The 26,157-nt window shown below is 64.5% G+C and carries 24 protein-coding genes; 9 read left to right on the forward strand and 15 right to left on the reverse strand.

Translation table 11 applies throughout. From position 1 onward, the window contains the following. Nucleotides 1-70: 70 nt before the first annotated feature. Nucleotides 71-940, reverse strand: coding sequence for a helix-turn-helix domain-containing protein (locus EOA13_RS18240; RefSeq protein WP_127294665.1), 870 nt, complete (start codon nucleotides 938-940; stop codon nucleotides 71-73). Between the two features lie 92 nt (nucleotides 941-1,032). Here EOA13_RS18240 and EOA13_RS18245 point away from each other — a divergent pair, with 92 nt between their 5' ends. Both EOA13_RS18245 and EOA13_RS18250 read left to right on the forward strand, forming a co-directional pair. After that, nucleotides 1,033-2,577, forward strand: a complete 1,545-nt coding sequence (locus tag EOA13_RS18245; RefSeq protein WP_127294667.1) for a 4-hydroxyphenylacetate 3-hydroxylase N-terminal domain-containing protein — start codon at nucleotides 1,033-1,035, stop codon at nucleotides 2,575-2,577. A gap of 6 nt (nucleotides 2,578-2,583) precedes the next feature. Continuing rightward, nucleotides 2,584-3,093: a flavin reductase gene (locus tag EOA13_RS18250; protein ID WP_127294669.1), complete on the forward strand. Its 510-nt coding sequence runs from the start codon at nucleotides 2,584-2,586 to the stop codon at nucleotides 3,091-3,093. A gap of 75 nt (nucleotides 3,094-3,168) precedes the next feature. Here EOA13_RS18250 and EOA13_RS18255 read toward each other — a convergent pair whose 3' ends face one another. The 6 genes from EOA13_RS18255 to EOA13_RS18280 form a co-directional block, all read right to left on the reverse strand. Then, nucleotides 3,169-3,825 (reverse strand): methionine ABC transporter permease, encoded by a 657-nt coding sequence (locus tag EOA13_RS18255; protein WP_127294671.1) that lies wholly within the window; start codon nucleotides 3,823-3,825, stop codon nucleotides 3,169-3,171. Beyond that, nucleotides 3,806-4,903, reverse strand: coding sequence for a methionine ABC transporter ATP-binding protein (locus EOA13_RS18260; RefSeq protein ID WP_127294673.1), 1,098 nt, complete (start codon nucleotides 4,901-4,903; stop codon nucleotides 3,806-3,808). Before EOA13_RS18260 ends, EOA13_RS18255 begins: the two co-directional genes overlap by 20 nt. A 92-nt stretch (nucleotides 4,904-4,995) precedes the next feature. After that, complete coding sequence (locus EOA13_RS18265; protein WP_127294675.1) at nucleotides 4,996-5,850, reverse strand: MetQ/NlpA family lipoprotein; 855 nt, start codon at nucleotides 5,848-5,850, stop codon at nucleotides 4,996-4,998. A 251-nt stretch (nucleotides 5,851-6,101) separates the two neighbouring features. Next, entirely contained in the window at nucleotides 6,102-7,589 is a 1,488-nt protein-coding gene (locus EOA13_RS18270) for an aldehyde dehydrogenase (protein WP_127294677.1), read from the reverse strand. Then, nucleotides 7,586-8,779, reverse strand: a complete 1,194-nt coding sequence (locus tag EOA13_RS18275) for a cytochrome P450 (protein ID WP_127294678.1) — start codon at nucleotides 8,777-8,779, stop codon at nucleotides 7,586-7,588. Before EOA13_RS18275 ends, EOA13_RS18270 begins: the two co-directional genes overlap by 4 nt. Nucleotides 8,780-8,835: 56 nt before the next feature. Further along, nucleotides 8,836-10,284 (reverse strand): APC family permease, encoded by a 1,449-nt coding sequence (locus EOA13_RS18280; RefSeq protein WP_127294680.1) that lies wholly within the window; start codon nucleotides 10,282-10,284, stop codon nucleotides 8,836-8,838. A gap of 173 nt (nucleotides 10,285-10,457) precedes the next feature. Here EOA13_RS18280 and EOA13_RS18285 point away from each other — a divergent pair, with 173 nt between their 5' ends. The 6 genes from EOA13_RS18285 to EOA13_RS18310 are packed head-to-tail and all read left to right on the forward strand — an operon-like array spanning nucleotide 10,458 to nucleotide 16,889. Then, on the forward strand, nucleotides 10,458-11,228 hold the full coding sequence (locus tag EOA13_RS18285; RefSeq protein ID WP_127294682.1) for an IclR family transcriptional regulator: 771 nt from the start codon (nucleotides 10,458-10,460) through the stop codon (nucleotides 11,226-11,228). Further along, nucleotides 11,228-12,508 carry a Tm-1-like ATP-binding domain-containing protein gene (locus tag EOA13_RS18290; RefSeq protein ID WP_127294684.1) on the forward strand — a complete coding sequence of 427 codons (1,281 nt, stop codon included), beginning with the start codon at nucleotides 11,228-11,230 and terminating at the stop codon, nucleotides 12,506-12,508. Before EOA13_RS18285 ends, EOA13_RS18290 begins: the two co-directional genes overlap by 1 nt. Then, nucleotides 12,505-13,173, forward strand: coding sequence for an HAD-IA family hydrolase (locus tag EOA13_RS18295; protein WP_127294686.1), 669 nt, complete (start codon nucleotides 12,505-12,507; stop codon nucleotides 13,171-13,173). Before EOA13_RS18290 ends, EOA13_RS18295 begins: the two co-directional genes overlap by 4 nt. Before the next feature lie 20 nt (nucleotides 13,174-13,193). Beyond that, nucleotides 13,194-14,543, forward strand: a complete 1,350-nt coding sequence (locus EOA13_RS18300; RefSeq protein WP_127294688.1) for an aminotransferase class III-fold pyridoxal phosphate-dependent enzyme — start codon at nucleotides 13,194-13,196, stop codon at nucleotides 14,541-14,543. Nucleotides 14,544-14,577: 34 nt separating this feature from the next. Continuing rightward, a complete protein-coding gene (locus EOA13_RS18305) occupies nucleotides 14,578-15,870 on the forward strand; it encodes an aminotransferase class III-fold pyridoxal phosphate-dependent enzyme (RefSeq protein ID WP_127294690.1) in 1,293 nt (430 codons plus the stop codon). Then, entirely contained in the window at nucleotides 15,867-16,889 is a 1,023-nt protein-coding gene (locus tag EOA13_RS18310) for a phosphotransferase (protein WP_127294692.1), read from the forward strand. Before EOA13_RS18305 ends, EOA13_RS18310 begins: the two co-directional genes overlap by 4 nt. Before the next feature lie 27 nt (nucleotides 16,890-16,916). On the opposite strand, the gene hpaH is transcribed toward EOA13_RS18310, so the two are convergent. The 5 genes from hpaH to EOA13_RS18335 are packed head-to-tail and all read right to left on the reverse strand — an operon-like array spanning nucleotide 16,917 to nucleotide 21,526. After that, entirely contained in the window at nucleotides 16,917-17,723 is an 807-nt protein-coding gene (hpaH, locus tag EOA13_RS18315; protein WP_127294694.1) for a 2-oxo-hept-4-ene-1,7-dioate hydratase, read from the reverse strand. Continuing rightward, a complete protein-coding gene (locus EOA13_RS18320) occupies nucleotides 17,720-18,595 on the reverse strand; it encodes a fumarylacetoacetate hydrolase family protein (RefSeq protein WP_127294696.1) in 876 nt (291 codons plus the stop codon). The genes hpaH and EOA13_RS18320 overlap by 4 nt, the downstream gene beginning before the upstream one ends. 20 nt (nucleotides 18,596-18,615) lie before the next feature. Further along, nucleotides 18,616-19,596 carry a 3,4-dihydroxyphenylacetate 2,3-dioxygenase gene (hpaD, locus tag EOA13_RS18325; RefSeq protein ID WP_127294698.1) on the reverse strand — a complete coding sequence of 327 codons (981 nt, stop codon included), beginning with the start codon at nucleotides 19,594-19,596 and terminating at the stop codon, nucleotides 18,616-18,618. A gap of 14 nt (nucleotides 19,597-19,610) precedes the next feature. After that, nucleotides 19,611-21,128 carry a 5-carboxymethyl-2-hydroxymuconate semialdehyde dehydrogenase gene (hpaE, locus tag EOA13_RS18330; RefSeq protein WP_127294700.1) on the reverse strand — a complete coding sequence of 506 codons (1,518 nt, stop codon included), beginning with the start codon at nucleotides 21,126-21,128 and terminating at the stop codon, nucleotides 19,611-19,613. 11 nt (nucleotides 21,129-21,139) lie between these two features. Further along, nucleotides 21,140-21,526, reverse strand: a complete 387-nt coding sequence (locus EOA13_RS18335) for a 5-carboxymethyl-2-hydroxymuconate Delta-isomerase (RefSeq protein WP_023810846.1) — start codon at nucleotides 21,524-21,526, stop codon at nucleotides 21,140-21,142. A gap of 214 nt (nucleotides 21,527-21,740) precedes the next feature. Here EOA13_RS18335 and hpaR point away from each other — a divergent pair, with 214 nt between their 5' ends. Continuing rightward, entirely contained in the window at nucleotides 21,741-22,136 is a 396-nt protein-coding gene (gene hpaR, locus EOA13_RS18340) for a homoprotocatechuate degradation operon regulator HpaR (protein ID WP_127276380.1), read from the forward strand. Nucleotides 22,137-22,224: 88 nt separating this feature from the next. On the opposite strand, the gene EOA13_RS18345 is transcribed toward hpaR, so the two are convergent. From EOA13_RS18345 to EOA13_RS18355, 3 genes are all read right to left on the reverse strand, one after another. Further along, nucleotides 22,225-23,355: an aminomethyltransferase family protein gene (locus tag EOA13_RS18345; RefSeq protein WP_127294702.1), complete on the reverse strand. Its 1,131-nt coding sequence runs from the start codon at nucleotides 23,353-23,355 to the stop codon at nucleotides 22,225-22,227. A gap of 154 nt (nucleotides 23,356-23,509) precedes the next feature. After that, nucleotides 23,510-24,286 (reverse strand): ABC transporter substrate-binding protein, encoded by a 777-nt coding sequence (locus tag EOA13_RS18350; RefSeq protein ID WP_127294704.1) that lies wholly within the window; start codon nucleotides 24,284-24,286, stop codon nucleotides 23,510-23,512. Between the two features lie 124 nt (nucleotides 24,287-24,410). Further along, a complete protein-coding gene (locus EOA13_RS18355) occupies nucleotides 24,411-26,153 on the reverse strand; it encodes a hydantoinase B/oxoprolinase family protein (protein WP_127294756.1) in 1,743 nt (580 codons plus the stop codon). Between the last annotated feature and the right edge of the window lie 4 nt (nucleotides 26,154-26,157).

Here is a 26,157-nt window from a genome sequence, read left to right on the forward strand (position 1 = left end):
TCACGAAAAAGTGGCTGTGGCTGCAACATCGAGAGGATTGCGCGTCACGGGGTCTGCATTTCACTCAGGATCAATGGCCCTGCAAGTGCTTCCGGCGCCAGGCGGCGGGCGCTTCGCCGACCCGCGCGCGAAAGAACCGTGAAAAATACGCCGGGTCGTCGAAGCCGATCTCGTAGGCGATGTCCTCCACCGTGCGTACGGTGAACAGCAGCAGGCGCTTGGCCTCCAGCAGCCGCCTTTCGCTGACGACCCGCTTGACGCCGGCGCCCAGAACCGCATGGGCAGCCTTGTCGAGAAGATGCGGCGTGGTGGCCAGCGCCTCGACGTAGCGATCGACCGGCCAGTTGTCGCGGAAATGCGCGTCGGCGAGCCGACGCAGGCCCCGCGCCAGCGAAGCATCGGAAGAGGCGGCGGAGGCGGTCACGCCGGGGCTGAGGCGCGCAAGGTGGGAGAGTGCGACGGCGATCAGCGCCGGCAGGACCCTGTCATTGCCGGCTTGCGCCTCGGCATATTCGGTGGCGATCATCTCCAGCACCGCCGCCAGTCTCGCCCACGCTGCGTGTCGTGGCAGACCGTCGGCAAAGACCGGCCTGTCCAGCGGCAGCAGGCTGTGAGCGGCGATGGCCGCGAGCGCGCCGTCGGCGACCGAGACGACGATGGCATCGGTGCCGGGTCCGATCGAGAAGCCATGCACGACAGCGCTCGGCACGAAGCTGACGGCAGGCGCCGAAAAGTCCCAGGATCGGTCTTCGATACGGTAAGTGCCGGAGCCGCTGGTCCAGTAGGTGATCTGGCCCATCTGCGGATGCTTGTGCGCCGCAACCTGACCAAGATGGATATTGCTGCGCGCAAGCACCGTCTCGACATGCAGGAAACCGACATCGAGCGGCCGCACAGGCTCGCCATAGACGAAGAAGTCGGGGATGGAATTCTGGCTCATGGCGCCTGAAAAAGTCCAATCGGTTTTGCCGTTCCGTCCATAACCGATGCATGCCCAAGGCGCTAGTGTTGCGACTCAAGAGGAGGACCATCATGCGATCAGAAGACTTCCGCGCCGACAAGGCACGGCCGTTCACCGGGGCCGAGTATCTGGAGAGCCTGCGCGACGGCCGCGAGGTCTATATCAATGGCGAACGCATTGCCGATGTCACCACGCACCCGTCGATGCGCAATTCGGCGCGGTCGCTGGCGCGCCTCTACGATGCGCTGCATGATCCCCTGCGACGGGACACGCTGACCTCACCGACCGACACCGGCTCGGGCGGCTACACCCACAAATATTTCCGCGTCGCCAAATCCTCTGGCGAACTCGCCGCCCAGCAGACGGCGATCGCCGAGTGGTCACGCATGTCCTATGGCTGGATGGGCCGCACGCCCGACTACAAGGCGGCGCTGATGAACACGCTCGGCGCCAACGCAGACTGGTACGGGCCGTTCAGGGACAATGCCCTGTCCTGGCACAGGCGTGCCCAGGAAGCCGTGCTGTTCATGAACCATGCCATCGTCAACCCGCCGATCGACCGCCACAAGCCGGCCGAACAGGTGAAGGACGTCTTCGTCCACATCACCAAGGAGACGGATGCCGGCATCTACGTCTCCGGCGCCAAGGTGGTGGCGACGTCCTCGGCGCTGACGCACTATAACTTCCTGGCGCAGGGATCGGCGACGGTCACCGAGGATCCGTCGCTGTCGGTGATGTTCATCGTGCCGATGAATGCGCCGGGGATAAAGATGTTCTGCCGCGTCTCCTACGAGCAGACGGCCAACACGGTGGCGGCGCCCTTCGACTATCCGCTGTCGTCACGCTTCGACGAGAACGACGCGATCCTGGTGCTCGACAATGTCTTCATCCCTTGGGAGGACGTGCTGGTGCTGCGCGATGCGCAGAAGATCCTGTCCTTCCACCCGGCGTCCGGCTTCATGCATGGCTACTGCTTCCAGGGCTGCACGCGTTTCGCCGTCAAGCTCGATTTCCTCGCCGGCCTGCTGGCCAAGGCGCTGCGCGCCACGGGCGGCGATGCTTTCCGCGGCAACCAGGCGGCACTGGGCGAGGTCATTGCACTGCGGCACATGTTCTGGAGCTTTTCCAACGCCATGGCCTACAACCCGATCCCGTGGGCGAATGGTGCGGTGCTGCCCAATCTGGAAGCAGCACTCGCCTACCGCACCTTCATGTCGGAAGCCTATCCGCGCGTCATCGACACCGTGCGCCGGGTGATCGCGTCCGGGCTGATCTACCTGCCGTCGTCGGTGCGCGACTTCAACAACCCCGAGATCGACAAGTATCTGGCGCAATATGTGCGGGGCTCCAACGACATGGGCCACATCGAACGCATCAAGATCATGAAGCTTTTGTGGGACGCGACCGGCACCGAGTTCGGCGGCCGTCACGCGCTCTACGAGCTCAACTATGCCGGCGCGCCGGAAGAGGTGCGGCTGCAGGTGCTGAAAGGAGCTGAACGCGGCGGGCGGCTGAAGGCGATGGAAGAGCTCGTCGACACCTGCATGGCCGACTATGACGAGAATGGCTGGGCGGGCGATACCTGGTTCAATCCGCTTGTCTCAACGGCCGAGTGAAACCAGATGGCCACGCAGATTTCGAAAACCGATTTCCGCGACGCCATGGCGAGGGTCTGCGCACCGGTCAACATCGTCACCACCGATGGCCCGGCAGGGCGCGGCGGCTTCACCGCCACCGCCATGTGCAGCGTCTCCGACGAGCCGCCGACGCTGCTGGTGTGCATGAACGGGCGCTCGACGCAGGCCGCCATGTTCCTGTCCAACCAGCGCTTCTGCGTCAACGTGCTGACGCATGACCACATGCATCTGGCGGGAAAGTTCGCCGGCGCGACCAGGGACATGGAAGCGCGCTACTCCGCCGCACGCTGGCAGACGCTGACCTCCGGTACGCCGGCGCTGTCGGATGCGATCGTCAATTTCGATTGCGAGATCGAGACTGTGCATGTCGTCGGCACGCACAATGTCATGATCGGCCGCGTCATCGATGTCCGGCACGGCAGCGGCGGCTCGGCCCTGCTCTATGTCGACCGCAGCTATACGCAGCCGACGCGGCTTGGCAGCTTTGGCGGGTGAAGCCGGGCGTCAGACGGTTTGGTGGCGGGAAGGCCTCCGCCTATCCCGTACGCGGCCGTGCCATCAGCCAGTCTTTCACCCCCTCCGGTCCAGCCTCGCCACCAGCCGGTCCCCCGCCCACTGGATGCCGCAGACCAGGATGATCAGCACGATGACCACCGCGATCATGACGGACGTCTCAAATCGTTGATAGCCGTAGCGGATGGCGAGGTCGCCGAGGCCGCCGGCACCGATGGCGCCGGCCATGGCTGACGCCCCGATCAACGTCACCAGCGTTACCGTGAAGCCGGCGACGATGCCGGGCAGGGCTTCGGGCACCAGCACCTCTCGGATGATCGTCCAGCGGTTGCCGCCCATGGCGCGCGCCGCCTCGATCAAGCCACGGTCGACCTCGCGCAGCGACACTTCGGCGATGCGTGCATAATAGGGCGTGGCGGCGATCGACAGCGGCACGATGGCTGCCCATGTGCCGATCGAGGTGCCGACGATCAGCCGCGTCACCGGGATCAGCGCCACCAGAAGGATGATGAAGGGCACCGAACGGAAGCCGTTGATGACGGCGCCGAGCGCCCGGTTCACCCACAGGCTTTCGGCAATCCCGCCGCGTTCGGTGGCGATCAGGGCCAGGCCGAGCGGCAGGCCGAAGATCAGCGAGATGAGGCCGGAGGCGGCCGTCATCAGCACCGTCTCCCAGATCGAACGCAGCAGAAGTTCAAACAGGATCGGCGACATGGCCAAGCACCTCCACCCGCGCCTGGCGGGCCTTCAGGAATGTGATGATGTCAGCGAGATGATTTGCATCGCTGCCGGGAACCGAAAGGAACAGCGTGCCGACTGGCTGCTGCTGGATATGGTCGATGCCGCCATGGACGAGGCGGAAGGCGCCTGGAACAGCAATGGCAAGGTCGGACAGCAGCGGGCTGCTTGCTGCCTCGCCGGCCACGTCCACGCGCAGGATCGTTTCCGCGCCGGCCGCCGGCAGCAGCCGGGCCGCCAGTTCGGCCGGCAGCTGCGGCCGGATGGCGCCGAGCAGGCTTCTGGTGATGTCGGAGCGCGGGTCGGCGAATACGGACCAGACCGGGCCTTGCTCGACGATGCGCCCGGCGTCGATCACCGCAACGCGGTCGGCGATCGAGCGGATCACCTCCATCTCGTGGGTGATCAGCAGGATGGTCAGGCCGAGCTGCCGGTTGATATCCCTGAGCAGCGCGAGGATCGACCGCGTCGTCTCCGGGTCGAGCGCCGAGGTGGCTTCATCCGACAAAAGCAGCGCCGGGCGCGCGGCAAGCGCCCTGGCGATGCCGACGCGCTGCTTCTGGCCACCCGACAGCGACGCCGGATAGGCTTTTGCTTTCTCCGACAGGCCGACGAGGTCGAGCAATTCGGCGGCGCGTCGCAGTCGTTCGGCTTTCGGGCGCCCCTCGATCTTGAGCGGTAGCGCCACATTGTCCTCGACGGTCTTGGCCGACAGCAGGTTGAAATGCTGGAAGATCATGCCGATGCGTCGCCGCAACGGCTGCAGGTCGCGCTCGCCTAGCCGGCTGATCTCGCGGCCCTCGATGAACACCTCGCCGGAGTCAGGCCGTTCCAACCCGTTCAGGCAGCGGATCAACGTCGATTTGCCGGCGCCGCTGCGACCGATGATGCCGAGGATCTCGCCCTTGCGCACGGTCAGCGAGATGCCGTCGAGCGCCGCTGTCACACCGAAGCGGCGCTTCAGGTCGACGAGGCGCACGACGTCCTGAGACGCGTCGGGCCGGGCATGCGTCGGATCGGCGGTTTCTCCGGATGCCGTGATATGCTGGTTCATGAATGTTCCTGTTCTCCGAAAACGCAATCGCGGCCCGCGCCTGAGCGCGGACCGCTGTTGCTCTCGAACCGGGGTTCCGGTCGACGATCGGATCAATAGGCGCTGAGGCCGGTGCCCTTGTAGACCTTATCGAACTCGGCCTTCACCGCCTCGTTCTGATAGGAGGCGACCAGCGTCTTCACCCAGGCCTCGTTCTCGTTGCCGGCCTTCACCGCGATGAAATTGCGGTAGGGATTGTCGGCGATGGGCTCCTGCGCGATGCGGTTTTCCGGCGTCAGGCCGCTTTTCAGCGCCCAGTCGGTGTTGACCACGGCCGCGTCGAGATCCTCGACCGAGCGGCCGACGATGCCGGCGTCGAGTTCCTTGATCACCACCTTCTTCGCATTCTCGGCGATGTCGGCGGTGGTGGCCAGAATGCCGGTGCCGTCTTTCAGCTTGATCACGCCTTCGTTCTGCAGCACGCGCAGCGCCCGGCCTTCGTTGGATGGGTCGTTCGGCACGCCGACGACCGCGCCCTCGGGCAGGTCGGCGACTGCTTTGTACTTCTTCGAGTAGAGGCCGATCGGCCAGACGCCGGTATAGCCGACACGCACGATGTGGTAGCCCTGAGTCTTGATCTGGTTGTCGAGATAGGGCTGGTGCTGGAAGGCGTTGGCGTCGATCTCGCCGCGCTCCAGCGCCTCGTTGGGCTGGGTGTAGTCGTTGAACACCACCGTCTCGATGGCGAGGCCCTTTTCGGCCGCCTGGGCGACGACGACGCGCCAGACATCCTCGTCCTCGCCGCTGATGATGCCGACCTTGATCGCCTTCTTGTCCTCGGCGAACGATGCGCCGGGCGCCATCAGGCTACCGATCGCTACGGCCGATGCGAACAGCAGAGCCAGGCCGCTGCGCCGGTTGATGGTTGACCCTAAGGAAGATGGCAAAGTGTTTTTGAAGTCGGACATGATTGATCTCTGCGGTTGTGAAGTCATGCGGCCAAGCGGACTGCCTAGCCTTGATCATATCGTCAGGAATTCTATTGATTTAATCAAAGAACGCGTTTCGCCGTTCTCGCCAAAGCCAGGAATATTCTCTCAAAAATTCCAACGAAGAGAGAACAAGACGGCGCTCGGCCGACCGCCGCCGGATCTAAGGCGATCCTGGGCATCTCCGTGGGAAGGTCAGATTCGGAGGCAGGCCAGCGCCACGGTTGGTCTCAAAGCGCGATCCATGCCGTCTTCAGTTCCAAATATTTCTCCAGCGCGTGCAGCGACTTGTCGCGGCCGAAACCGGACTGCTTGACGCCGCCGAGCGGCACGGTGATGTCGGCGCCGCCATAGGTGTTGACGTGGACGACGCCGGCATTGATGGCGCGCACCATGCGATGCGCGGTGGAGAGGTTGGCGGTCCACACCGCGGAGGCAAGCCCGTAGACGGTCGAATTGGCAAGCCGAACCGCCTCCTCCTCGGTTTCGAAGCGCATGACGCCGAGCACCGGCCCGAACACCTCCTCACGCGCAAGCTGCATGTCTTGCGTGACGTTCTCGAAGATCGTCGGCGCCATGTAACTGCCGCCGGTCTCGGTCAGTATCCGTTCGCCGCCGGTGACCAGACGGGCACCTTCTTCCGTGGCCCTGGCGACGAAACCGAGGTTCTTGTCCAGCTGTTCGGCGCTCGACACCGCACCGATGTCGCTGGAGAGATCGAGCGGGTCGCCGACTTTCAGCCGGGTCGTTGCCAAGAGAAGCTCGTCCATGAAACGGTCATAGACCGACGCCTGGACGAGCAGGCGCGAGCCGGCGACGCAGACCTGGCCGGAATTGCGAAAAATGCCGTTGGCCGAGACGCCCGCCGCCTGTTTTAGGTCGGGAGCATCGGCAAAGACGATGTTGGGCGACTTGCCGCCGAGTTCGAGGAAGACGCGTTTCAGGTTGGAGCGAGCGGAATATTCGAGCAGCCGTCGGCCGACCGGGCCGGAACCGGTGAAGGCGATGGCGTCGATATCCATATGCAGGCCGAGCGCCTCGCCGGTAACCGAACCACGGCCGGTGACGACATTGAGCACACCGGCGGGAAGTCCGGCCTCGCTTGCCAGTTCGGCCAGCCGCAGCAGCGTCAGCGAAGCGATTTCCGGCGGCTTGACCACCACGCAATTGCCGGCGGCAAGTGCGGGCGCGATCTTCCAGGCGCCGATCATCAGCGGAAAATTCCACGGCACGATGACGCCGACGACGCCGAGCGGCTCCTTGTGGATCAGCCCCAGCACATTGTCGGCCGTCGGCGCGATCTCGCCATAGACCTTGTCGATCGCCTCGGCATAATAGCGGATGGTGCCTGCCGCCGACAGCGGTTCGGCCTTGTAGGCCATGCCGATCTCGGTACCATTGTCGCGCACGCCGAGCACGGCGAGCTCGTCGGCATGCTTTTCGACCAGCTCGGCGAATTTCGTCAGCACCTTCTTGCGAAAGGCGGGTGCTGAGCGCGACCACGAGCCCCTCTCGAACGCCTTGCGCGCCGACTTGACGGCGCGGTCGATGTCGGCGGCGTTGCCATCGGCGATACTGGCAAACGGGCGGCCATCAACCGGCGACGTCACCGGCAGGGTTTCGCCGCTTGTAGCCTCGGTCTGTGCGCCATCGATGAACAGCCCCCGCGCGCCGATCTCCGTCTTGCGCAGCGTGTCGATGGCATTCTGACTGATCATGGATGACGGACTCCCAGGGACACATGCAATGTGGTGGGCGCGCGGAATTCCCAGCCGCGAAACACCGGTTCCTTGCCGTGCACAAGGCTGAGATCGGGGAAGCGTTGGAGCAACAGCCTTACCGCAAGGCACATCTGCTCGCGTGCGAAAAACCGGCCCGAGCAGAAATGATGGCCGAAGCCGAAGGCGGCATGATTGCCTTCATCGCGGTTGATGTCGAAACTGTCGGGATTGGCAAAGCGGCTCTCGTCGCGGCTTGCCGAAGAGACGAGGGCGGCCACCGCGGCGCCGGCGGGGATCGTCACGCCGCCAAGCTCGACCGCCCGCGTCGTCTGCCGCGTCTGCGTGCCGATCGGCGCCACCCAGCGCAAACCTTCATCGACAGCCTTTGGCACAAAGGTCTCGGGACCGGCGAGCACCTGCCGCAATTGTTCGGGATGCGAAAGCAGCCCGGCCAGGATCGAGCCGGCGCCATGTCCGGGCTCCTGCATGCCGCCGAGCAGGATCACCTTGATGCTCGGCATCAGGAAGCCGATCGGCCGCGTCGTGCCTTCCGGCATGCCGTCATGCAGCATATGCGACAGCGCCGAGTCATCTGGCTGGCGCGCAAGTCTTTCCAGCGTCGGCAGGATGGCGTCGCCAACCTCGGCACTGATTGCGTCGGCGATCTCCTGCCGTTTCGGGTCGTTCTCGAAATTGATGGCGCCCTGGGCAAGGCCGTAGAACCACCGGCGCAGCGTCGGCATGTCGATGTCGGCAAGGCCGAGCGAGCGCGCCAGGCTGAGCGTCGACACCGGCTCGAAATAACCGGCCATCAGCTCGGCCGAGCCGAGCTCCGCAATTTGGTCGAGAAAAGGTTCGGCGATCGACCGCACGAGGTCGCCGGCATAGGAAGCGACGGTGCGCGGCCGGTATTTCGGGTCGACGCCCTGGCGCAGTTGCTTGTGCGTCTCGCCATCGGTGGTCAGGATGGTCGGCTTGCCGAAGGAGCGCTCGACCGGTGACGAGCCGACGACGGCGGAGAAGATGTCGGGAGACTTGGCGACGCTCTCGACATCCTTCCAGCGGGTGACGAACCACAGATTGACCGCCGGCACGAAGGTGACCGGCGCACTGCGCCTGAGCTCTGCATAGATCGGGTAGGGATCGGCTTCCAATGCCTCGACAGTGATATTTTCGGCAAAGCTCAAATCCGCCACTCCCCTTTGTGTAAGGGGCGGCGTGGCACGCCGCCCCGTTGCTTTCCTCAATCTTTCAGCGGCTGGCCGAGGTTTTTGAACGCGACCGGATCGCGGCTCTTCAGCGCGCTGGCCAGCAGCAGGCCGACGATCGCGGCGATCAGCACCAGCCCCGGCAGGAGCACGCCAAGGAAACCGCCGGCCCCGGACAGGCTGCCGAAATTGATGACGATCAGGTAGATGATGATGACGAAGGCGATGAAGGTCAGCCCGGGCAGGATGGTGGTCTTCAGCGCGTTCTCCTGCGTCGATGGATTGGCGCGGAAGAACATCACCACGGCAAGCGAGGCCACCGCCATCATGACGATGACGCCGAGCGTCGCGACATTGGTCAGCCACGAAAACAGCGCCAGCACCGGATCGAGGCCGAGCACGGCGAACAGGCCGACGACGACCGCGGCGAGCACGCTCTGGATGACCGAGGCGACATGCGGGCTCTGGTGCTCCGCATGCGTCACGCCGATCGTCTGCGGCAACAGCTTCTCGCGGCCCGAGACATAAATGTAGCGGGCAACCGCATTGTGGAACGCCAGCACGCCGGCAAACAGGCTCGACACGAACAGGATGCTCATCGCCTGCGACAGCATCGTGCCGGCGTAACGATCCGACAGGCCGAACAGGAAGGTCGTCGGATCCTGCAGTCCTTGCAGCGTCGGCAGCAGCTTGTCGACACCGGCGCCGACCGCCATCAGCCATGCCGTGAGCATGTAGAAGACACCGATCAGCACGACCGAAAAATAGGTGGCGCGCGGAATGGTGATCTTTGGATCGCGTGCCTCCTCGGCATAGATCGTCGTCGCCTCGAAACCGATGAAGGCGGCAAAGCAGAACAGGATGGCGATGGCCGGCGAGCCGCTGACGATCTGGCTCCAGCTGAATGGCGCCGCCGACAGGCCGCTGTCGCCCCCGGTCTTGAGGATAGCGATGTCGAGGACCAGCACCACAAGATATTCGCACAGCACCAGCACCGTCAGGATCTTGGCGGAGAGGTCGACCTGTCGGTAGCCGAGCACGGCGACCAGCGCGATGGCGATGAAGCTCCACACCCACCAGGGCAAATTGATGCCCCAGCCGGTGAACAGGCCTGACGTCGCGGCGCCGAGCAGGCCCATGACCCCGATCTGCATGGCATTGTAGGACAGGATGGCGATCAGCGCCGTGGCGCCGCCGGCCATGCTGCCGAGGCCGCGCGCGGCATAGGCATAGAAGGCGCCGGCATTGCCGACATGGCGTGACATGGCGACATAGCCGACCGCGAACAAAAGCAGCAGCAGCGTCACGATCAGATAGGTGCCGGCAAAGCCGGCGCCATTGCCCATCAGCATGCCGAGCGGCGTGCCGCCGGCAACCGCGGTAAGGGGTGCCGCCGCCGAAATCACCATGAAGGTGATGGCGCCGACGCCAAGACTGTTCTTGCGCAGCCTGTTGGCCGGCGCCTGTTCTGCAACTGCTGTCATTGATCCCTCCTTTTGCAAACCCTCAGGCTCGCCCGGCCGAATGGCCTGTCCCATGCACTCTGGTGATCGGTTCATTATTTGAACCGTTATTTTGAATATAGACTTGCAAACAATGCCGATGCCTGTCAAGTTAATTCACACGTTAAATGATTGCCCGGAACCGGGAGGCAAATTTGAGTACGGTCGGAAAAGCGATCTCGCTTCTGGAGCTGTTCAGCGTCGACGAGCCCGAGCTCGGCCTGTCCGATCTGGCGCGCCGCTCGGGCTTCGACAAGGCGACGACACGGCGGCTGCTGGTTGCGCTGGCCGGCCATGGTTTTGTCGAGCAGGATATCGGCACGCGGCACTATCGCCTCGGCGCCGGCCTGTCGCGGCTGGCGCGCATCCGCGAAGCGCGCTTTCCCTTCCTGCAGACAGCTGTTCCGCTGGTGCGGGACCTGGCAGCATCGACGGCCGAGACCGTGCATTTGTCGGAATTCGGCGTCGACAGGCTGGTCACCGTCCATGTCGAGCATCCGGCATGGGCGAACCGGGTCAACATCGACATCGGTCAGTTGCTGCCCCTGCATTCGACCGCGTCGGGCATCGCCTATCTGGCCTTCGCCCGCGACGAGACCGTCAAGGCGTGCCTGACGGGTTCGCTCGACGCTTTCACGGCCCATACGCTGATCGAGCCGGCCGCCATCTCCCGATCCACGGGCGAGGCGCGCGAGCGCGGCTATTCGATCTGCGACCAGGGCTATGAGGAAGGCGTGATCAGCGTCGCGGCGGCAATCCGCGGGGCGGATGGCTTTGCGCTCGGCACCATCGCGGTAGCGGCGCCAAAGGCCAGAACGACGGCAGCCGCGATCACGGAGCGGGGACTTGCCGTGAGGGCGGCGGCACGGGAGATATCCATGCGCCTCAACGGCGAAAACCTGCAAATCTTGAGGAGGCAGGCCTGATGCGCTCGGAGACTGCGCCCCGCATCCTGGTCATCGGCACGGGCGACACAAAGGCCGAAGAGCTGCTGTTCATGAAACAGTGCATCGAGCAGTCAGGCGGCAGCGCAGTGATGATGGATGTCAGCGTGCTGGGCGACCCGCCCTACAGCCCGGATCACGACAAGCATGCCGTGGCGCGGGCGGTGGATGTGACGATCGCCGAGATCGTTTCGAGCGGTGACGAGAACACGGCCATGACGCTGATGGCCGGCGGTGCAGTGCAACTGGTGCGTCAGCTTCACCAGCGCGGCGAGATCGACGCCTTCGTCGCCATCGGGGGTTCGATGGGAACCGACCTGGCGCTCGACGTGGCGCTTTGCCTACCGCTCGGCGTGCCGAAATTCGTCGTCTCGACCATCGCTTATTCGCACCTCATCCCGCCCGAGCGCGTCGCGCCCGACCTGATGATGATCCTCTGGGCGGGCGGGCTGTACGGCCTTAACAGCATCTGCAGGCTGGTCCTGTCACAGGCCTGTGGTGCGGTCGTCGGCGCGGCCAGGATCGTGCTGGAGACCCGCATGTCGGCTCCGGCAATCGGGCCGACCATCGGCATGACCTCGCTTGGCAGCAGCTGCCTGCGCTACATGAAGGCGCTGAAGCCGGCGCTGGAACAGCGCGGCTATGACGTCGCCGTCTTCCACACCACTGGAATGGGCGGCCGCGCCTTCGAATCGATTGCCGGTCAGGACCATTTTTGCGTGGTGTTCGACTTCAGCCTGCAGGAAATCACCAATCATCTGGCGGGCTCCGTCGTCAGTTCCGGCACCGACCGGCTGGAGAATGCCGGCGCTCGCGGCACTCCGCAGATCGCCGCCCCCGGGGCGGTCGACATGGTCGATCTGCCGACCTGGCAGGATTTGCCGGCTAAATTCTCGACGCGGCCGTTTCATGCCCACAACAGGCTGATCGCTTCGGTCACCGTCGATGCCGACGATCGCCGCCAGGTCGCCAGGACCATCGCCGCCAAGCTCGGTGCCGCGAAAGGCCGCTCCGCCTTCATACTGCCAACCGGAGGCATCCAGGAATGGGATACGCAGGGCGAGCCGCTCTATGAACCCGAGGCTCTCGCGGCCTTCACTGACGAAATGCGCAGGGCTATTCCCGCCGGGGTCGAGTTCCACGAGATCGACGCTCACATCAACAGCGACGACTTCGTCGGCAAGGCGCTCGAGATATTCGACCGCTGGGTCGAGGAAGGCATCGTCCCGCGCGGCAAGCCGGCCAAGGGAGTGGCAGCGTGAGTGCTGTTCCCGCCCAGGCGCTTGTCCTTGATTTCGGCGGCGTCGTCACCCGCACACTGTTCGAGACCCACGCCTTGACCGAACAGGCGCTCGGCCTCACGCCGGGGACGCTGCAATGGCGCGGGCCGTTCGATCCGGACAGCGATCCGCTGTGGCGCGCCATGCAGGCCGACGAGATCAGCGAGCGCGACTATTGGCGCACCCGCACAAGCGAGGTTGGCCGTCTCGTCGGCGAGGACTGGCAGGCGATGGAAACCTTCGTCCGGCGCGCGCGTGGCGCGGAGCCGGAAAAGGTAGTGCGGCCCGAAGCTGACAGCGCCATTCGCACGGTGCATGCGGCCGGCTTTCGACTGGCCATCCTGTCCAATGAACTCGACCTATTCTACGGCGCCGACTTCCGCCAGCGGCTGCCGTTGCTCGGCTTCTTCGATGTGATCACCGACGCCACTTACACCGGCATCCTCAAGCCCGACCGCCGCGCCTATGGCTTGGTCACCGAGGCGCTCGGCCTGCCGGCCGGCGCCTGCGTCCTCGTCGACGACCAGCGGCGCAATGTCGATGGCGGCTGTGCTGCCGGCATGCGCACGGTTCATTTCGACGTCGCTCGCCCGGCTCATTCCTATGCCGAGGCCCTCGGCCATTTCGACCTCGTTTCAGCTGTCTGAGATTTTTGCGGAGCCCTTTCATGCGCGACATCAATTTCCTCACAGAGACCAACGCCAAGCCGATCTGGCACCCAATGGCGCATCCGGCCGAGATGCGGGCCAACCCGCCAAAGGTGATCATGAAGGGCGAGGGCGTCATGGTCACCGACATCGCCGGCAACACCGTGCTCGATGCCGTCGGCGGCCTGTGGAACGTCAATCTCGGCTACAGCTGCGCCCCGATCAAGAAGGCGATCGCCGACCAGCTTGGCGCGCTGCCCTATTATTCCGGTTTTCGCGGCACCTCGACTGGACCGTCGATCGAACTCGCCTACGAACTCTGCGAATGGTTCGAGCCTGAAGGCATGGTGCGGACCTTCTTCACCTCGGGCGGCTCGGATTCGGTCGAAACGGCACTTCGGCTGGCGCGGCAGTACTGGAAGATCCGCGGCCAGGCCGACCGCACCAAGTTCCTGGCGCTGAAGAAGGGCTACCACGGCACCCATTTCGGCGGCGCGTCGGTTAACGGCAACGCCAATTTCCGTCGCAACTACGAGCCGCTGCTGCCCGGCGTCTTCCACATTCCCGCGCCTTGGACCTTCCGCAATCCATTCGATGAGACCGACCCAGTGCGGCTGGCGAAACTGTGCGCCAAGGCGCTGGAGGACGAAATCGCCTTCCAGGGCGGCGACACCATCGCCGCTTTCATCATGGAGCCGGTTCTCGGCGCCGGCGGCGTCATCGTTCCGCATGAGAGCTTCATGCCACTGGTGCGTGAGATCTGCGACCGCCACGAGATCCTGCTGATCGCCGACGAGGTGGTGACGGGGTTCGGCCGCACCGGCGCATGGTCGGGCTCGCGTCTGTCCGGCGTGAAGCCGGATTTCATGACCATCGCCAAGGCGATCACGTCAGGTTATTTCCCGCTCGGCGCGACCTTGATCGGCGCCAAGGTGGCCGAAATCTTCGAGGCGGATAAAACCAGCTTCGGCGCCATCGGCCATGGCTATACCTATTCCGGCCATCCGGTCGGCTGCGCGGCAGGGCTGGCGGCGCTTGCCGAGACCAAGCGGCTTCGCCTGAACGAGAACGCGGCCGCGCGTGGCATCGAACTCGCGGCCGTGCTGGAGGGGCTGAAGGCCAGGCATGCGATCGTCGGCGATGTCAGGTACAAGGGCTTGATGGCGGCGCTGGAGCTGGTCTCGGACCGCACGACGAAAAAGCCGGCCGACAAGAAGACCATGGCCGTGGTTTCGGAGGCCGCCTATGAGGCCGGCGTCATGCTGCGCGTGTCGGGCAACGCCATCATCCTGTCGCCGCCGCTCATCATCACCGCCGCCGACGTGACGAAGATCGGTGAGGCGCTGGATGCCGGCCTGTCGAAGGTCTGACGATTAGCTGGACACAACGGAGTTTCGAGACGCAATGAGTCAATCGCAAGAAGCACTGGTTAGCCGGCGTTCCCGCCTGCTTGGCGCGAAATCGCAATTGTTCTATGACGAGCCCGTGCATCTGGTGCGCGGCGAGGGCGTCTGGCTCTACGATGCCGACGGCCGCAAATATCTCGATGCCTACAACAATGTCGCGCATGTCGGCCACTGCCACCCGCATGTGGTCGAGGCCTTGTGCCGGCAGGCAAGCCTGCTCAACACCCACACACGCTATCTGCACACCGCCATCCTCGATTATGTCGAGCGGCTGACCGCGACCTTCGATGCCAGCCTGTCGTCCGCCATCCTGACCTGCACCGGCAGTGAGGCCAACGACATCGCGTTGCGCATGGCGCAGGCCGCCACCGGCCGCATGGGCATCATCGCCACCGACGCCACCTACCATGGCAACACCACGGCGGTTTCGCAGCTCAGCACCCGCATGCCGCCGGTCGGCGGTCGCGCCCGCAATGTCAGGCTGGTGCCGGCGCCCGACAGCTATCGCCATCCGGATGCGATGGCCAACGGCAAAGCCTTTGGCGACGCGGTGCGCGAAGCCATCGCCTCGCTGGAAGAGGACGGCATCGGCCTGTCCGGCATCATCCTCTGCCCGCTGCTCGCCAATGAAGGCTTTCCGACGCTACCCAGCGGCTTCTTCGACGATGCCATGCGCGCGGTGCGCGACGCCGGAGGGCTGGTCATCGCCGACGAGGTGCAGCCCGGTTTCGGCCGAACCGGCAGCCATTTCTGGGGCCACCAGCGCGCTGGCTTCGTTCCCGACATCGTCACCATGGGCAAGCCGATGGGCAACGGCCATCCGGTCGCCGCCGTGGTCACCACTGGGGAGATCCTGGCGACCTTCCGCAACGCTTTCCGTTACTTCAACACCTTTGGCGGCAATCCGGTTTCCTGCGCGGTGGCCAATGCCGTCCTCGACGTCATCGAGCAGGAAGATCTCGTCGCCAACGCACGCGATGTCGGCGCCTATGCGCTCGGTCTGCTGCGCCCGCTGGCCGAGCGCCATGAATGCATCGGCGAGGTCAGGGGCGCCGGCCTGTTCTTCGGCGCCGAACTGGTTCACGACCGCGAGACGCGCGAGCCGGCGCCCGACATTGCCGAGCAGGCCGCCAACCGCATGCGCCATCGCGGCGTGCTGATGGGCAAGACTGGCATCCACGGCAATGTGCTGAAGATCCGCCCGCCAATGCCGTTCTCGCGCGACAATGCCGACGCAATGATCGGCGTCCTCGACGAGGTGCTGGGTGAAGTCGGCGGAGTGAAGGCGTGAACGCTGTTTCCGCGCAATCCGGGCCCGAGACGGCAGCGGACGTCACGGCGCTCGCCAGGCGTGCGCTCGCCCATTGGGGTATCCGTGAGTGTGAGCCGGAGCTGCTGAAATTCCGCGAGAACGCGGTCTTCCGCATCCGCTTATCCAACGGCCAGCCGGCCGCCATGCGCATTCATCGGCTTGGCTATCACACGGATGCCGCCCTGCGCTCGGAACTGCAATGGATGGGCTTTCTGCAATCGGCCGGCATCGCCACACCCTCGCCGGTCGCCACGCAGGCAGGCGATCTGTTCGTGCTCGTCAGCACAGCCGCTTCTACGCAGCCCCGGCAAGTCGATTGCTTGAGCTGGCTGGAAGGCCGCGCCGTCGGCGCGCGAGGCGTGCCGCTGGATTTTACGCCCGAGGAGGCAAGACAGGTCTTTACCGCGAAGGGCCGAACCATCGCCCACATGCACAATGTCACGTCAGCCTGGACGCCGCCCGCCGGCTTCGAGCGCCATGCCTGGGATTTCGACGGCTTCTTCGGCGCGGACCCGACATGGGGCCGTTTCGAGACCTCGCCCTTCCTCGACGGCCCTCGCCGCGAGCTGGTTTTCCGGGCACGGGAAAAGGCCGTGAAGGCGCTGTCGGAGCATGAACGCAGCGCCCGCAATTTCGGCATCATCCACGCCGACCTGGTGCGCGAGAATGTGCTCGTCCATGACGGCGCGATCCGCATCATCGACTTCGACGATTGCGGCCATGGCTGGCACATGTACGACCTTGCCGTCGCGCTGTACCAGAACCGCGAGGAGGCGATCTATCCGCTGATCGAGGCCGCTCTGCTCGACGGCTATCGGCAGGAGCGGGAGCTGACGGCGCGCGACATCGCCGCGCTGCCGCTGTTTTCGGCCTTGCGCGCCTTCGCCTTTCTTGGCTGGGTGCAGAGCCGCGTCGAAGGCGACATCACCAGGGATGTCGGCATGCGCATGTCGGCCATCGCGGCCGATGTGGTGATTGCCTATCTGCGTGGGGAATAGGGCCGATCGATAAGAACTGGCGGGTCATCAGCCCTTCGCGAAATGGATGCTGACCGTGCCCGAACTGCCGAAATCGGCGACGATTGTGTCGCCGGGCCGCGCCTCGACCGGGCGCACGAACGATCCCGAGAGCACCACCTCGCCTGCCGCGATCGACATGCCGTAGCGGGCGAGCCTGTCCGCCAGCCAGGCGATGCCCATCGCCGGATGGTTGAGCACGCCGGCACCGAGCCCGGTTTCCTCGACCTCGGCGTTGCGCGAGACGATGGCGCCGATCCAGCGCATGTCGGCCTCATCAGGACGTTGCGGTCGGCCGCCGATGACAATGCCGGCATTGGCGGCATTGTCGGAAATGGTGTCGAAGAAGGTGCGTGCCTTCTTCGTCTCGGCATTGATGCGTTCGATGCGCGTGTCGAGGATTTCCAGCGACGGGGTGATGTAGTCGGTGGCGTTGAGCACATCGGAGATGGTCACGCCGGGGCCTTTCAGCGGCGCCTTCATGATGAAGGCGATCTCGGCCTCGACGCGAGGCTGGATGAAGCGGTCGGCCGGCACCGTCGCGCCGTCATTGAAGAACATGTCGTCGAACAGCACGCCCGAATCCGGCGTGTCGATTGCAAGCGCGTACTGCATTGCCTTCGATGTCAGCCCGATCTTCCAGCCCTTCGGCTTCAGCCCGGCATCGATCTTGCGCGTCACCAGCGCCGCTTGCACGCGGTAGGCGTCCTCCATCGTCGCATCGGGAAAATCGAGGCTGAGCAGACGGATCTGGCGGCGCGACCGCTCGGCCTCGAACAGCCGTGCCGCGGCGTCTTCCACTTGCTCCGGGGTCATTGCGCTGCCTCGTCGACGACACCGTTTCTGAGCACGCCGATGCCATCGGCCTCCACCTCGATCACATCGCCGGGCTTCAGCCAGATCGGCGGATCGAAGCGGGCGCCGGCACCCGTCGGCGTGCCGGTGACGATGATATCGCCCGGCACCAGCGTCGTGAAGGTCGAGATGTAATTGATGATCTTGCGGAACGGGAAGATCATCCGGCTGGTGCGATCCTGCTGGCGCAGCTCGCCATTGACGCGGGTGGTCAGCGCAATGTCGGCAATCTGCGCCTCGTCGGTGAACGGCACCAGCCAGGGACCGATCGAACCCGTGCGGTCGAAATTCTTGCCTTGCGTGACGTTGAACTTGGCATGGCGCACCCAGTCGCGGATGGTGCCCTCGTTGCACAGCGACAGCGCCGCAATATGGCCGAGCGCGTCGGCCTCGGCAATGCGCCGGCCTGCCTTGCCGATGACGATGACGATTTCGCCCTCATAATCGAGCTGGGGTGATTCCGGCGGCCGCACCAGCGGCGCGCCATGGCCGACGAATGAACGGGGAAAGCGGATGAACAGCGACGGGTTGGAGGGCGCAGCCTGGCCGTCCTTGTACTCCTCGTTGCGCTCCGGATAGTTGACGCCAACGCAGATGATCTTTTCCGGCGACGGGATCGGGATTTCGTAGACGATGGCGTCGAGTGGGAAGTCCGGGGCGAAGGCCTCGGCCCCTTCCGCCAGCCGGCGCAAGGCGTCGGCCTCGATCACTTCGCGCAGCGTCGGCCACTGTCTGTGGCGCGCCGACAGGTCGACGACGCCCTTGCTCGTGATCGCGCCATAGCGCGCCTTGCCGCCGACGGTGAAGGTGGCGAGCCGCCCATGTCCAGTCATCCGGGTCTCCTCGTCCATCGTCACGGCGCAATGATCGGCGACGCCGTCAGATCCGGCTGGCGTGCCTTCGCCCCGGCAAACACACTACCCTCCTCAAACCAGCTTTTCGGCGCCGGCGCGCCCCACAGCGTCTGGCGCTGCGGGTCCTTGAGGTCCCATTTGATCGGTTCCAGGTCCGGATCGACCGTCTGGTAGTCCGAACAGTAGATCTCGATGCGGTGGTTGTCGGGATCGCGGACATAGAGAAAGAAGGCGTTGGAGATGCCGTGCCGGCCAGGGCCGCGTTCGATGTTCGGCAGATAGCCCGTCGTCGCCATCAGGTCGAGCAGGTCGATGATGTTGAGCGGCGTCGGCACCCAGAAGGCGACGTGATGCAGGCGAGGGCCGATGCCGTTGGTAAAGGCGATATCGTGCACGCCGCCCTTGCGGTGCGTCCACGCCGCCCACAGTCTTCCGCTGCTGGCGTCCTCGGTATACTCGGTCACCCGGAAGCCGAGCTCGTTGTAGAAGGCGACGGACTCGTCGACATTGGGCGAGAAGCAGTTGAAGTGGTCGATGCGCAGCGGCTTCACGCCCTTGTACAGCGCGTATTTCTGGTGGATCGGCGGCAGCCGCTCCATCTCAGCGTAGAATTCGAGCGGAATGCCGTGCGGATCGCGGGTGCGGAAGGTTCGCGACTGGTAGGGTCGCTCGACCCATTCCACCGGCAGGCCTTTTCCCTTGAAGAAATGCACCGCTTTGTCGAGATCCTCGTCCGAGAAGACTTTGAAGCCGAGGTCGCGGGCTTCGGCCGTGGCCCCCTTCTTCAGCACGATACAATGGTGCCCGCGCTCCTCCAGCGCCCTGAGATAGATGGTGTCCGAAGTCTCGTCGGTGACCTGGAGGCCAAGCGTATCGACATAGAACGCACGGGATTTGGCGAGGTCGGTGACGGCCAGCTCGACATGGCTGAGGCGCACGATGTTGAAGGCGGGATAGAGATTGGGCTTGGGCAAGGGCATCTGATTTCCTCCGGTCAGCCGCCGAGTTTCTGGATCGCGTGCGCGGTCGTCGCGAAGGCTACGTTCTTCGTCTCCATGTAGAAGTCGAAGGAATGGTCCCCGCCGTCGCGGCCGATGCCGGAACTCTTGACGCCGCCGAACGGTGTCGGCAAATGGCGCACATTCTCCGAGTTGACCCAGATCATGCCGGCATCCAACGCATCGGTGAAGCGGAAGGCGCGGGTGACGTCGGACGTCCAGAGATAACCGGTCAGACCGTATTGGGTGTCGTTGGCCAGCGCGAGCGCTTCAGCCTCGTCCTTGAAGGGAATAGCGCTCAGCACCGGCCCGAAAATCTCCTCCTGCGCGATACGCATGTCGTTGGAGACGTTGGTGAACAGGGTCGGGCCGACATAACAGCCGCCGCCCGGCCCATCGACCTTGCCGCCGCCGACGGCGAGCGTGGCCCCCTCCGACCTGCCGATCTCGATATAGGACAGCACCTTCTTTTCATGCACCGGATGGATCAGCGGCCCGACCACCGTTTTCGGATCGAGCGGGTGGCCGACGACGATGCGCTTCGCCCTCTCCGCGACTTTGGCGGTGAAGCTTTCATAGATCGAGGCTTCGACCAGCAGTCGCGACGACGAGGTGCAGCGTTCGCCATTCAGCGAATAGATCATGAATACGGCGGCGTCGGCGGCGCGTTCGAGATCGGCGTCGGCAAAGACGATCACCGGGTTCTTGCCGCCAAGCTCGAAATGCACGCGCTTCAGCGTGTCGGCGCCTTGTTTCATGATCATCGAGCCGGTACGGCTTTCGCCGACAAAGCCGATCGCTTTGATGTCGGGATGCTCGGTCAACGCCTTGCCGGCATCTTCACCCAGGCCGTTGACTAGGTTCCAGACACCCTTCGGCAGGCCAGCCTCCTCGGCGATCTCGACGAGCAGGCGGGCGGTCAGCGGCGAAAATTCAGCCGGCTTATGAACCACGGTGCAACCGGCCGCCAGCGCTGGTGCGATCTTCCAGGTCGACAGCATGAACGGCGTGTTCCACGGCGTGATGATGCCGACCGGGCCGATTGGCACCCGCGTGGTGAGGTTGACCTGGCCCGTGGTCCGCAGCGTCTCGCCGTCGCGCGCTTCGGGCGCACGGTCGGCGAAGAAGCGGAAATTCTCGGCACCCCGCAACGCCGCCTTGGCCATAAATTTCAGCGCCTGGCCGGTATCCATGCATTCGACGAAGGCGATCTCCTCGGCACGCGCCTCGATCGCGTCGGCGATTCTGTGCAGCAGCTTCTTGCGTGCCTCGCCAGGCATGGCGGCCCAGGCCGGGAAAGCCGCCTTCGCCGCCTTGGCGGCGCGGTCGATGTCGGCAGCCCCGCCGCGCGCGACGCTTGCCAGCGGCTTCAGGTCGACCGGCGACAGCGTTTCGAACGTCGTGCCGTCGAGCGCCGGCACCGCCTCGCCGCCGATCTGGTTCAACACGCCATCGCGCTTGAAGCGGGCCAGATAGGCCTCGGCCTTATTCAGATTGCCTTGCAGGTCGGACATGTCGGGTTCCGTCACTTGCCGCGCAGTCGCGGGTGGATTGCGTTTCTCTTCCAGCTGAGCACCGGGTCGATTTCCCGGATTTCGAGCGACAGGGCGAAATGCGGGGTCTCGAACAGCGTGCCAAGGTATTCGCTCACCGCCGCGAAGACAGCCTCGCCAGTCCGCTTCTTGTCGTCGGCGCTGCGGCCGGTGCCGATGCGAAACGACATGTCGAGAAAGGCGTTTTCCGGCAGCCTGTCGGCCATCGCGTAGGCCTCGGCGCGAAACGCCCGCACCCGCACGGCGCCGGTTTCGAACAGCCCGGTGTCCAGCACTGTGCGCAACACCAGAGCGCACAATTCGCCCATATCGACCTTGGCATCGAGATTGGCCGAATACTCGATGGAGAAGTGAGGCACGGCGTTTCGTTCCCTGGGTTATTGCCTTGTTGTAGTTAACTCGTTAATTACATGCAGCATGCGCGAAGTCAAGCCTTGCATCGGGGTTGGCGCAACGATACGGGATGGCGGGAACGGGCCCTGGCAGGCGGATTCGGCCGAGGGAGGCCTGTTTCGATCGCAAGCGTGGGAGGCTCTTTTCTTGCTGCCTGAAAATACCCGTCGTTCTCTGCCGATGGCGCTGCTTCATGCCCGCGAAGCGGTGATGGCGCGGTTTCGGCCGATGCTTGCCGCGCATGACGTGACCGAACAGCAATGGCGCGTGCTGCGCGTGCTGAGCGAAGCCGGCCCGGTCGAGGCGACGGAACTCGCCGACCGCGCCTCGGTTTTGCCGCCCAGCCTGACGCGCATCATCAAGGCGCTCGAGGGCCGCAAATTCATCACCCGCAACAAGGCCGAAGGCGACGGCCGCCGCGTCGTTCTAACCATTGCGCCCGCCGGTTCCGCCTTGATCGACGCCCTGTCGCCCGAGCGTCGCGTCATTTATGACGACATCGAACAGCGCTTCGGCCACGAAAAACTCGAGCAGTTGCTCGATTTGCTGGAGACGCTGATCGATGGCGAAAGCTGATCGTTCCGGCTACCGCAGAAGTTTCGACGGTCGCTCGGGTTGACGGCCCGCATACCTTGGAAAGGCCGAAACACCCGATGGGGGTCAGCTAACCTCGCAACCTCATCCCTTCCGGATCGAAGAACGGTATCGGCGCCACGACCGCACGCGTCGGCTGACCACCGATATCAATGTTCAATTCGGTGCCGACAGCCGTGAAGGGCAGCCGCAGATGCGCGGTGGCCAGCACCTTGCCGAGGGAATAGCCGTGGTCGCTGTAGGTGACGATGCCGGCGTCCTCGCCATCGGCCAGGACCTTGGCATCGGTCGCGGCCGGCTTGTCGCCGTCGAGGATCAGCCCAACCCATTGCTCGTCGAGGCCGGTGTCGCGGACCTTGAGAAGCGCCTCGCGGCCAACGAAATCGCCCTTGTCGAACTTGATCCAGCGGTCGAGGCCGACATGGAACGGGGTGCGGCTCTCGTCCATGTCGATGCCGTGCGCCGGGTAGGCCTTTTCCAGGCCCAGCGTGAACATCGCCAGCACGCCATAGGGTTTCAGGCCAAAGTCACGGCCGGTGCGCATCAGCGCGTCCCAGAGCGAGGCCGCCTCGTCGGCCGGCACGAACAATTCGAAGCCGAGTTCGCCGGTCACGCCGGTGCGCGAGATCAGCACCCGCGTGCCGTTGATATGGCCCGACGTGAACGACCAGCGCTTCAGTCCATCCAGATCGGCATCCGCAATCAACGCTTTCAGCAGTTCGCGCGAGCGCGGACCCTGGATGGTCGGGAAGGCGATGGCCGCCGTGATGTCGGTGACATAGGCCTTGCGGCCCTGGGCGTGATGATGCAGCCAGGGCAGCATCTTCAGGCGGTTGACCGAGCCGGTCACCAGCATGAAGTGCTCCGGGCCCAACCGAAACACGGTGAGGTCGTCCATGATGCCGCCATCGTCGCGGCAGACCGTGGAATAGCGGACCTGGCCCGGTTTCATGGCGGCGGCATTATTGACGATGACATGGTTGACCAGCGCCTCGGCGTCCGGCCCCTTGACGTCCATCTTGCCCATCGTGCTGAGATCCTGCACGCCGACGTTTTTGCGGGTGTTCAGGTGCTCGTCGGCAATGCCGGAATAAGTTTTGGCCGAGATGAAATCGCCCCCGACACGACCCATGGTCGCGCCCAGCCCGACGATGCTGCTGTAGAAAGGGGAACGCCGCTCAGCCAAGGAAGTCTCCATCATTCATTGCTGTCCCGAGACCGTTTCGAAATTCGCTCTGGCGAGTCATATGATGGTGGTTTCGAGAACCGGAGCGCAGCGGACATTCAGGTCCGTGAGCACCGGAAGCGCAGAAAACGCCTTCAGATGGCCGCCAGAGTAGAGTTTCCAAACGGTCTCAGCTGCCGTAGACGTCGAAAGAAAAGTACTTGTCGTTGATTTCCTTGTACTTGCCATTGGCGCGCAGCGCGTCGATGGCTGCATTGAGCTTGTCGGCCAACTCCTTGTTGCCCTTCTGCAGCGCGATGCCGACGCCGGGGCCGTGAATGGCCGGATCGGCCGTCAGCGTGCCGAGCAGCTTGCAGCAGGCGCCGTCGGGCTTCTTCAGCCACTCGGTCAAGATGATCGAGCCGTCCATCATCGCGTCGAGGCGGCCATTGGCCATGTCGGTGCGGGCGTCGTCGCCGGTCGGATAGGCCTTGACCGTCGAGCCCGCGTATTTCTGCTCGGCGAATTTCTGATGGATGGTCGCGGTCTGCACGCCAAGCGCCTTGCCTTTCAGATCGTCCGGCGAGGTGCCCGCGACGGTTGAGTCCTTCGGCACGGCGATGGCCGGCGGCGTCTGGTAGTATTTGTGGGTGAACTCGACCTTCTCGGCCCGCTCGGGCGTGATGGTGATGTTGATGATGGCGTCGAACTTGCCGGCCTGCAGCGCCGGTATGGAACCATCGAAATCCTGCACGCTGAACTCACACTCGGCCTTCATCTCGGCGCACAGCGCCTTCCCCAAGTCGATGTCGAAGCCACCCAGCGTGCCGTCGGCACTGGCGTAATTGAAGGGCGGATAGGCGCCCTCGGTACCGATCCTGAGTTTTTTGTCCTGGGCGGAGGCGGCGCCCGTGGCAAGGGTGAGAGCGACGGAAGCGGCAAGCACGAAACGACCGGAAAGACGCATGTTTGAGTTCCCCGTTGAAAGCGGGAAGTCTACGGTCTTCCAGGCGTGTGGCGGAGACGGAAACGACATGCGCTGCGGCGATCGCGGCGCGGCGGGCGATCCAGGCCAGGCGATCGGTGGTGCGTTACCCGGCGCGCTGCTTGTTGGTCGCCGTCCGGTCGATGGTCAACTCCCCGGCCGAGAGGACAACGCCAAACTTTTCGGTGGCTTCCTCTGATGTGTAGTACCCCAGCGCCACGTCGCGCAGCACCAGATCCGGATCGCGCTGCAGCGGATCGCCGTAGCCGCCGCCGCCCGGCGTGCCGACGCGCACGCGGTCACCGGCCTTGAGCGCAAGGTCCTGCTCCTTGGAGAGGTGCGGCGGCACATGTTCCTCGCCATTGCGGAAGACGGTGACCGTGTTGACCGCGCCGTCCTTGCCGCCGAGCGCGCCTTGCGGGCCAAAACGGCCGTGGTCCATGACGAAGGAGGCGCGGGCGTCGCCGCGCAGGATCTCGACCTCATAGGCGAGGCCAAAACCGCCGCGATGCTTGCCTGCGCCGCCGGATCCCTCACGCAAAGCGTAGCGGCGGTAAAGCACCGGGAATGCCTGTTCCATGATCTCGACCGGCGGCGATTTGGAAATGCCGATGGTCGAGCAGCCATTGGTCAGCCCATCATGGCCTGAATTGCCGCCATAGCCGCCGCCGGAGATCTGGTACATGACGTAGTCGCGGCCTCGTGCCGGGTCGTTGCCGCCAAGCGCGAAATTGCCACTGGAGCCGGCGGGGGCGGCCGTCACCTTGTCCGGCAATGCCTGCACCATCGCCGCGAACACCGCCTCGGCGATGCGCTGCGACACTTCGGCCGCGCAACCCGAGACCGGTCGCGGATATCTGGCGTCGAGGAAAGTGCCTTCCGGCCGCTTGACTTCAAGCGGTTCGAACGCGCCGGCGCTGATCGGCACATCGGGGAAAATGTGGCGCATGGCGAGATAGACCGAGGACAAAGTCGTCGCCAGCACGCTGTTCATCGGCCCGGCGCACGGCTTGGACGAGCCGGTGAAATCGAAGGTCAGCGTATTGCCTTTTTTCTCGACGGCGAGCGCAATGGTCAGCGGCTCGTTGACCACCCCGTCGGAATCGACAAACGCCTTGGAATGGTAAGTGCCGTCGGGAATGGCTGAGATGTTGGCGCGCATCTGCTCGGCCGCGCGGCGGCGCAGTTCGGCGATCGCCTCGACAACGGTTTCGTCACCGTAACGATCCAGGATTCCGTTAAGCCGGTCCTGGCCGATCAGCAGTGCGGCGGCCTGGGCCCTGATGTCGCCGATGCGCTGGTCGGCGACACGGATGTTGGAGCAGATGATGGCGTAGATCTCCGGATCGAGCACGCCCTTCTTGAACAGTTTTACCGGCGGCAGCCGCAGACCTTCCTGCTCGACTGCGGTCGCGGAGGCCGAAAACCCGCCCGGCACCGAGCCGCCAATGTCTGGCCAGTGGCCGGTGTTGGACAGCCAGCAGAAGATTTTTCCCGCCCGGTAGACCGGCATGGCGAAGCGCACATCCATCAGATGGGTGCCGCCGAGATAGGGGTCGTTGACGATGTAGATGTCGCCTGGTTCCGGCGGCAGGCAACGGCCGTCGGCGATCATCTCGATCACCGTCCTGGTCGAATATTGCATGACGCCGACAAATACCGGCAGGCCCTGCGAGCCTTGCGCGATCAGCGAACCATCGACAGCCGAATAGATGCCGTCGGAACGGTCGTTGGCCTCGGCGATGACAGGCGAGAAAGCGGCGCGAGAGAACGTAAGGTCCATCTCGTCGCAGACCTGCTGCAAGGCGGCCTGGAGAACCGAAAGCGTGATGGCGTCGAGTTTTGCCATGTCA

The sequence above is a fragment of the Mesorhizobium sp. M7A.F.Ca.US.011.01.1.1 genome, assembly GCF_003998295.1.
Lineage (GTDB): Bacteria > Pseudomonadota > Alphaproteobacteria > Rhizobiales > Rhizobiaceae > Mesorhizobium.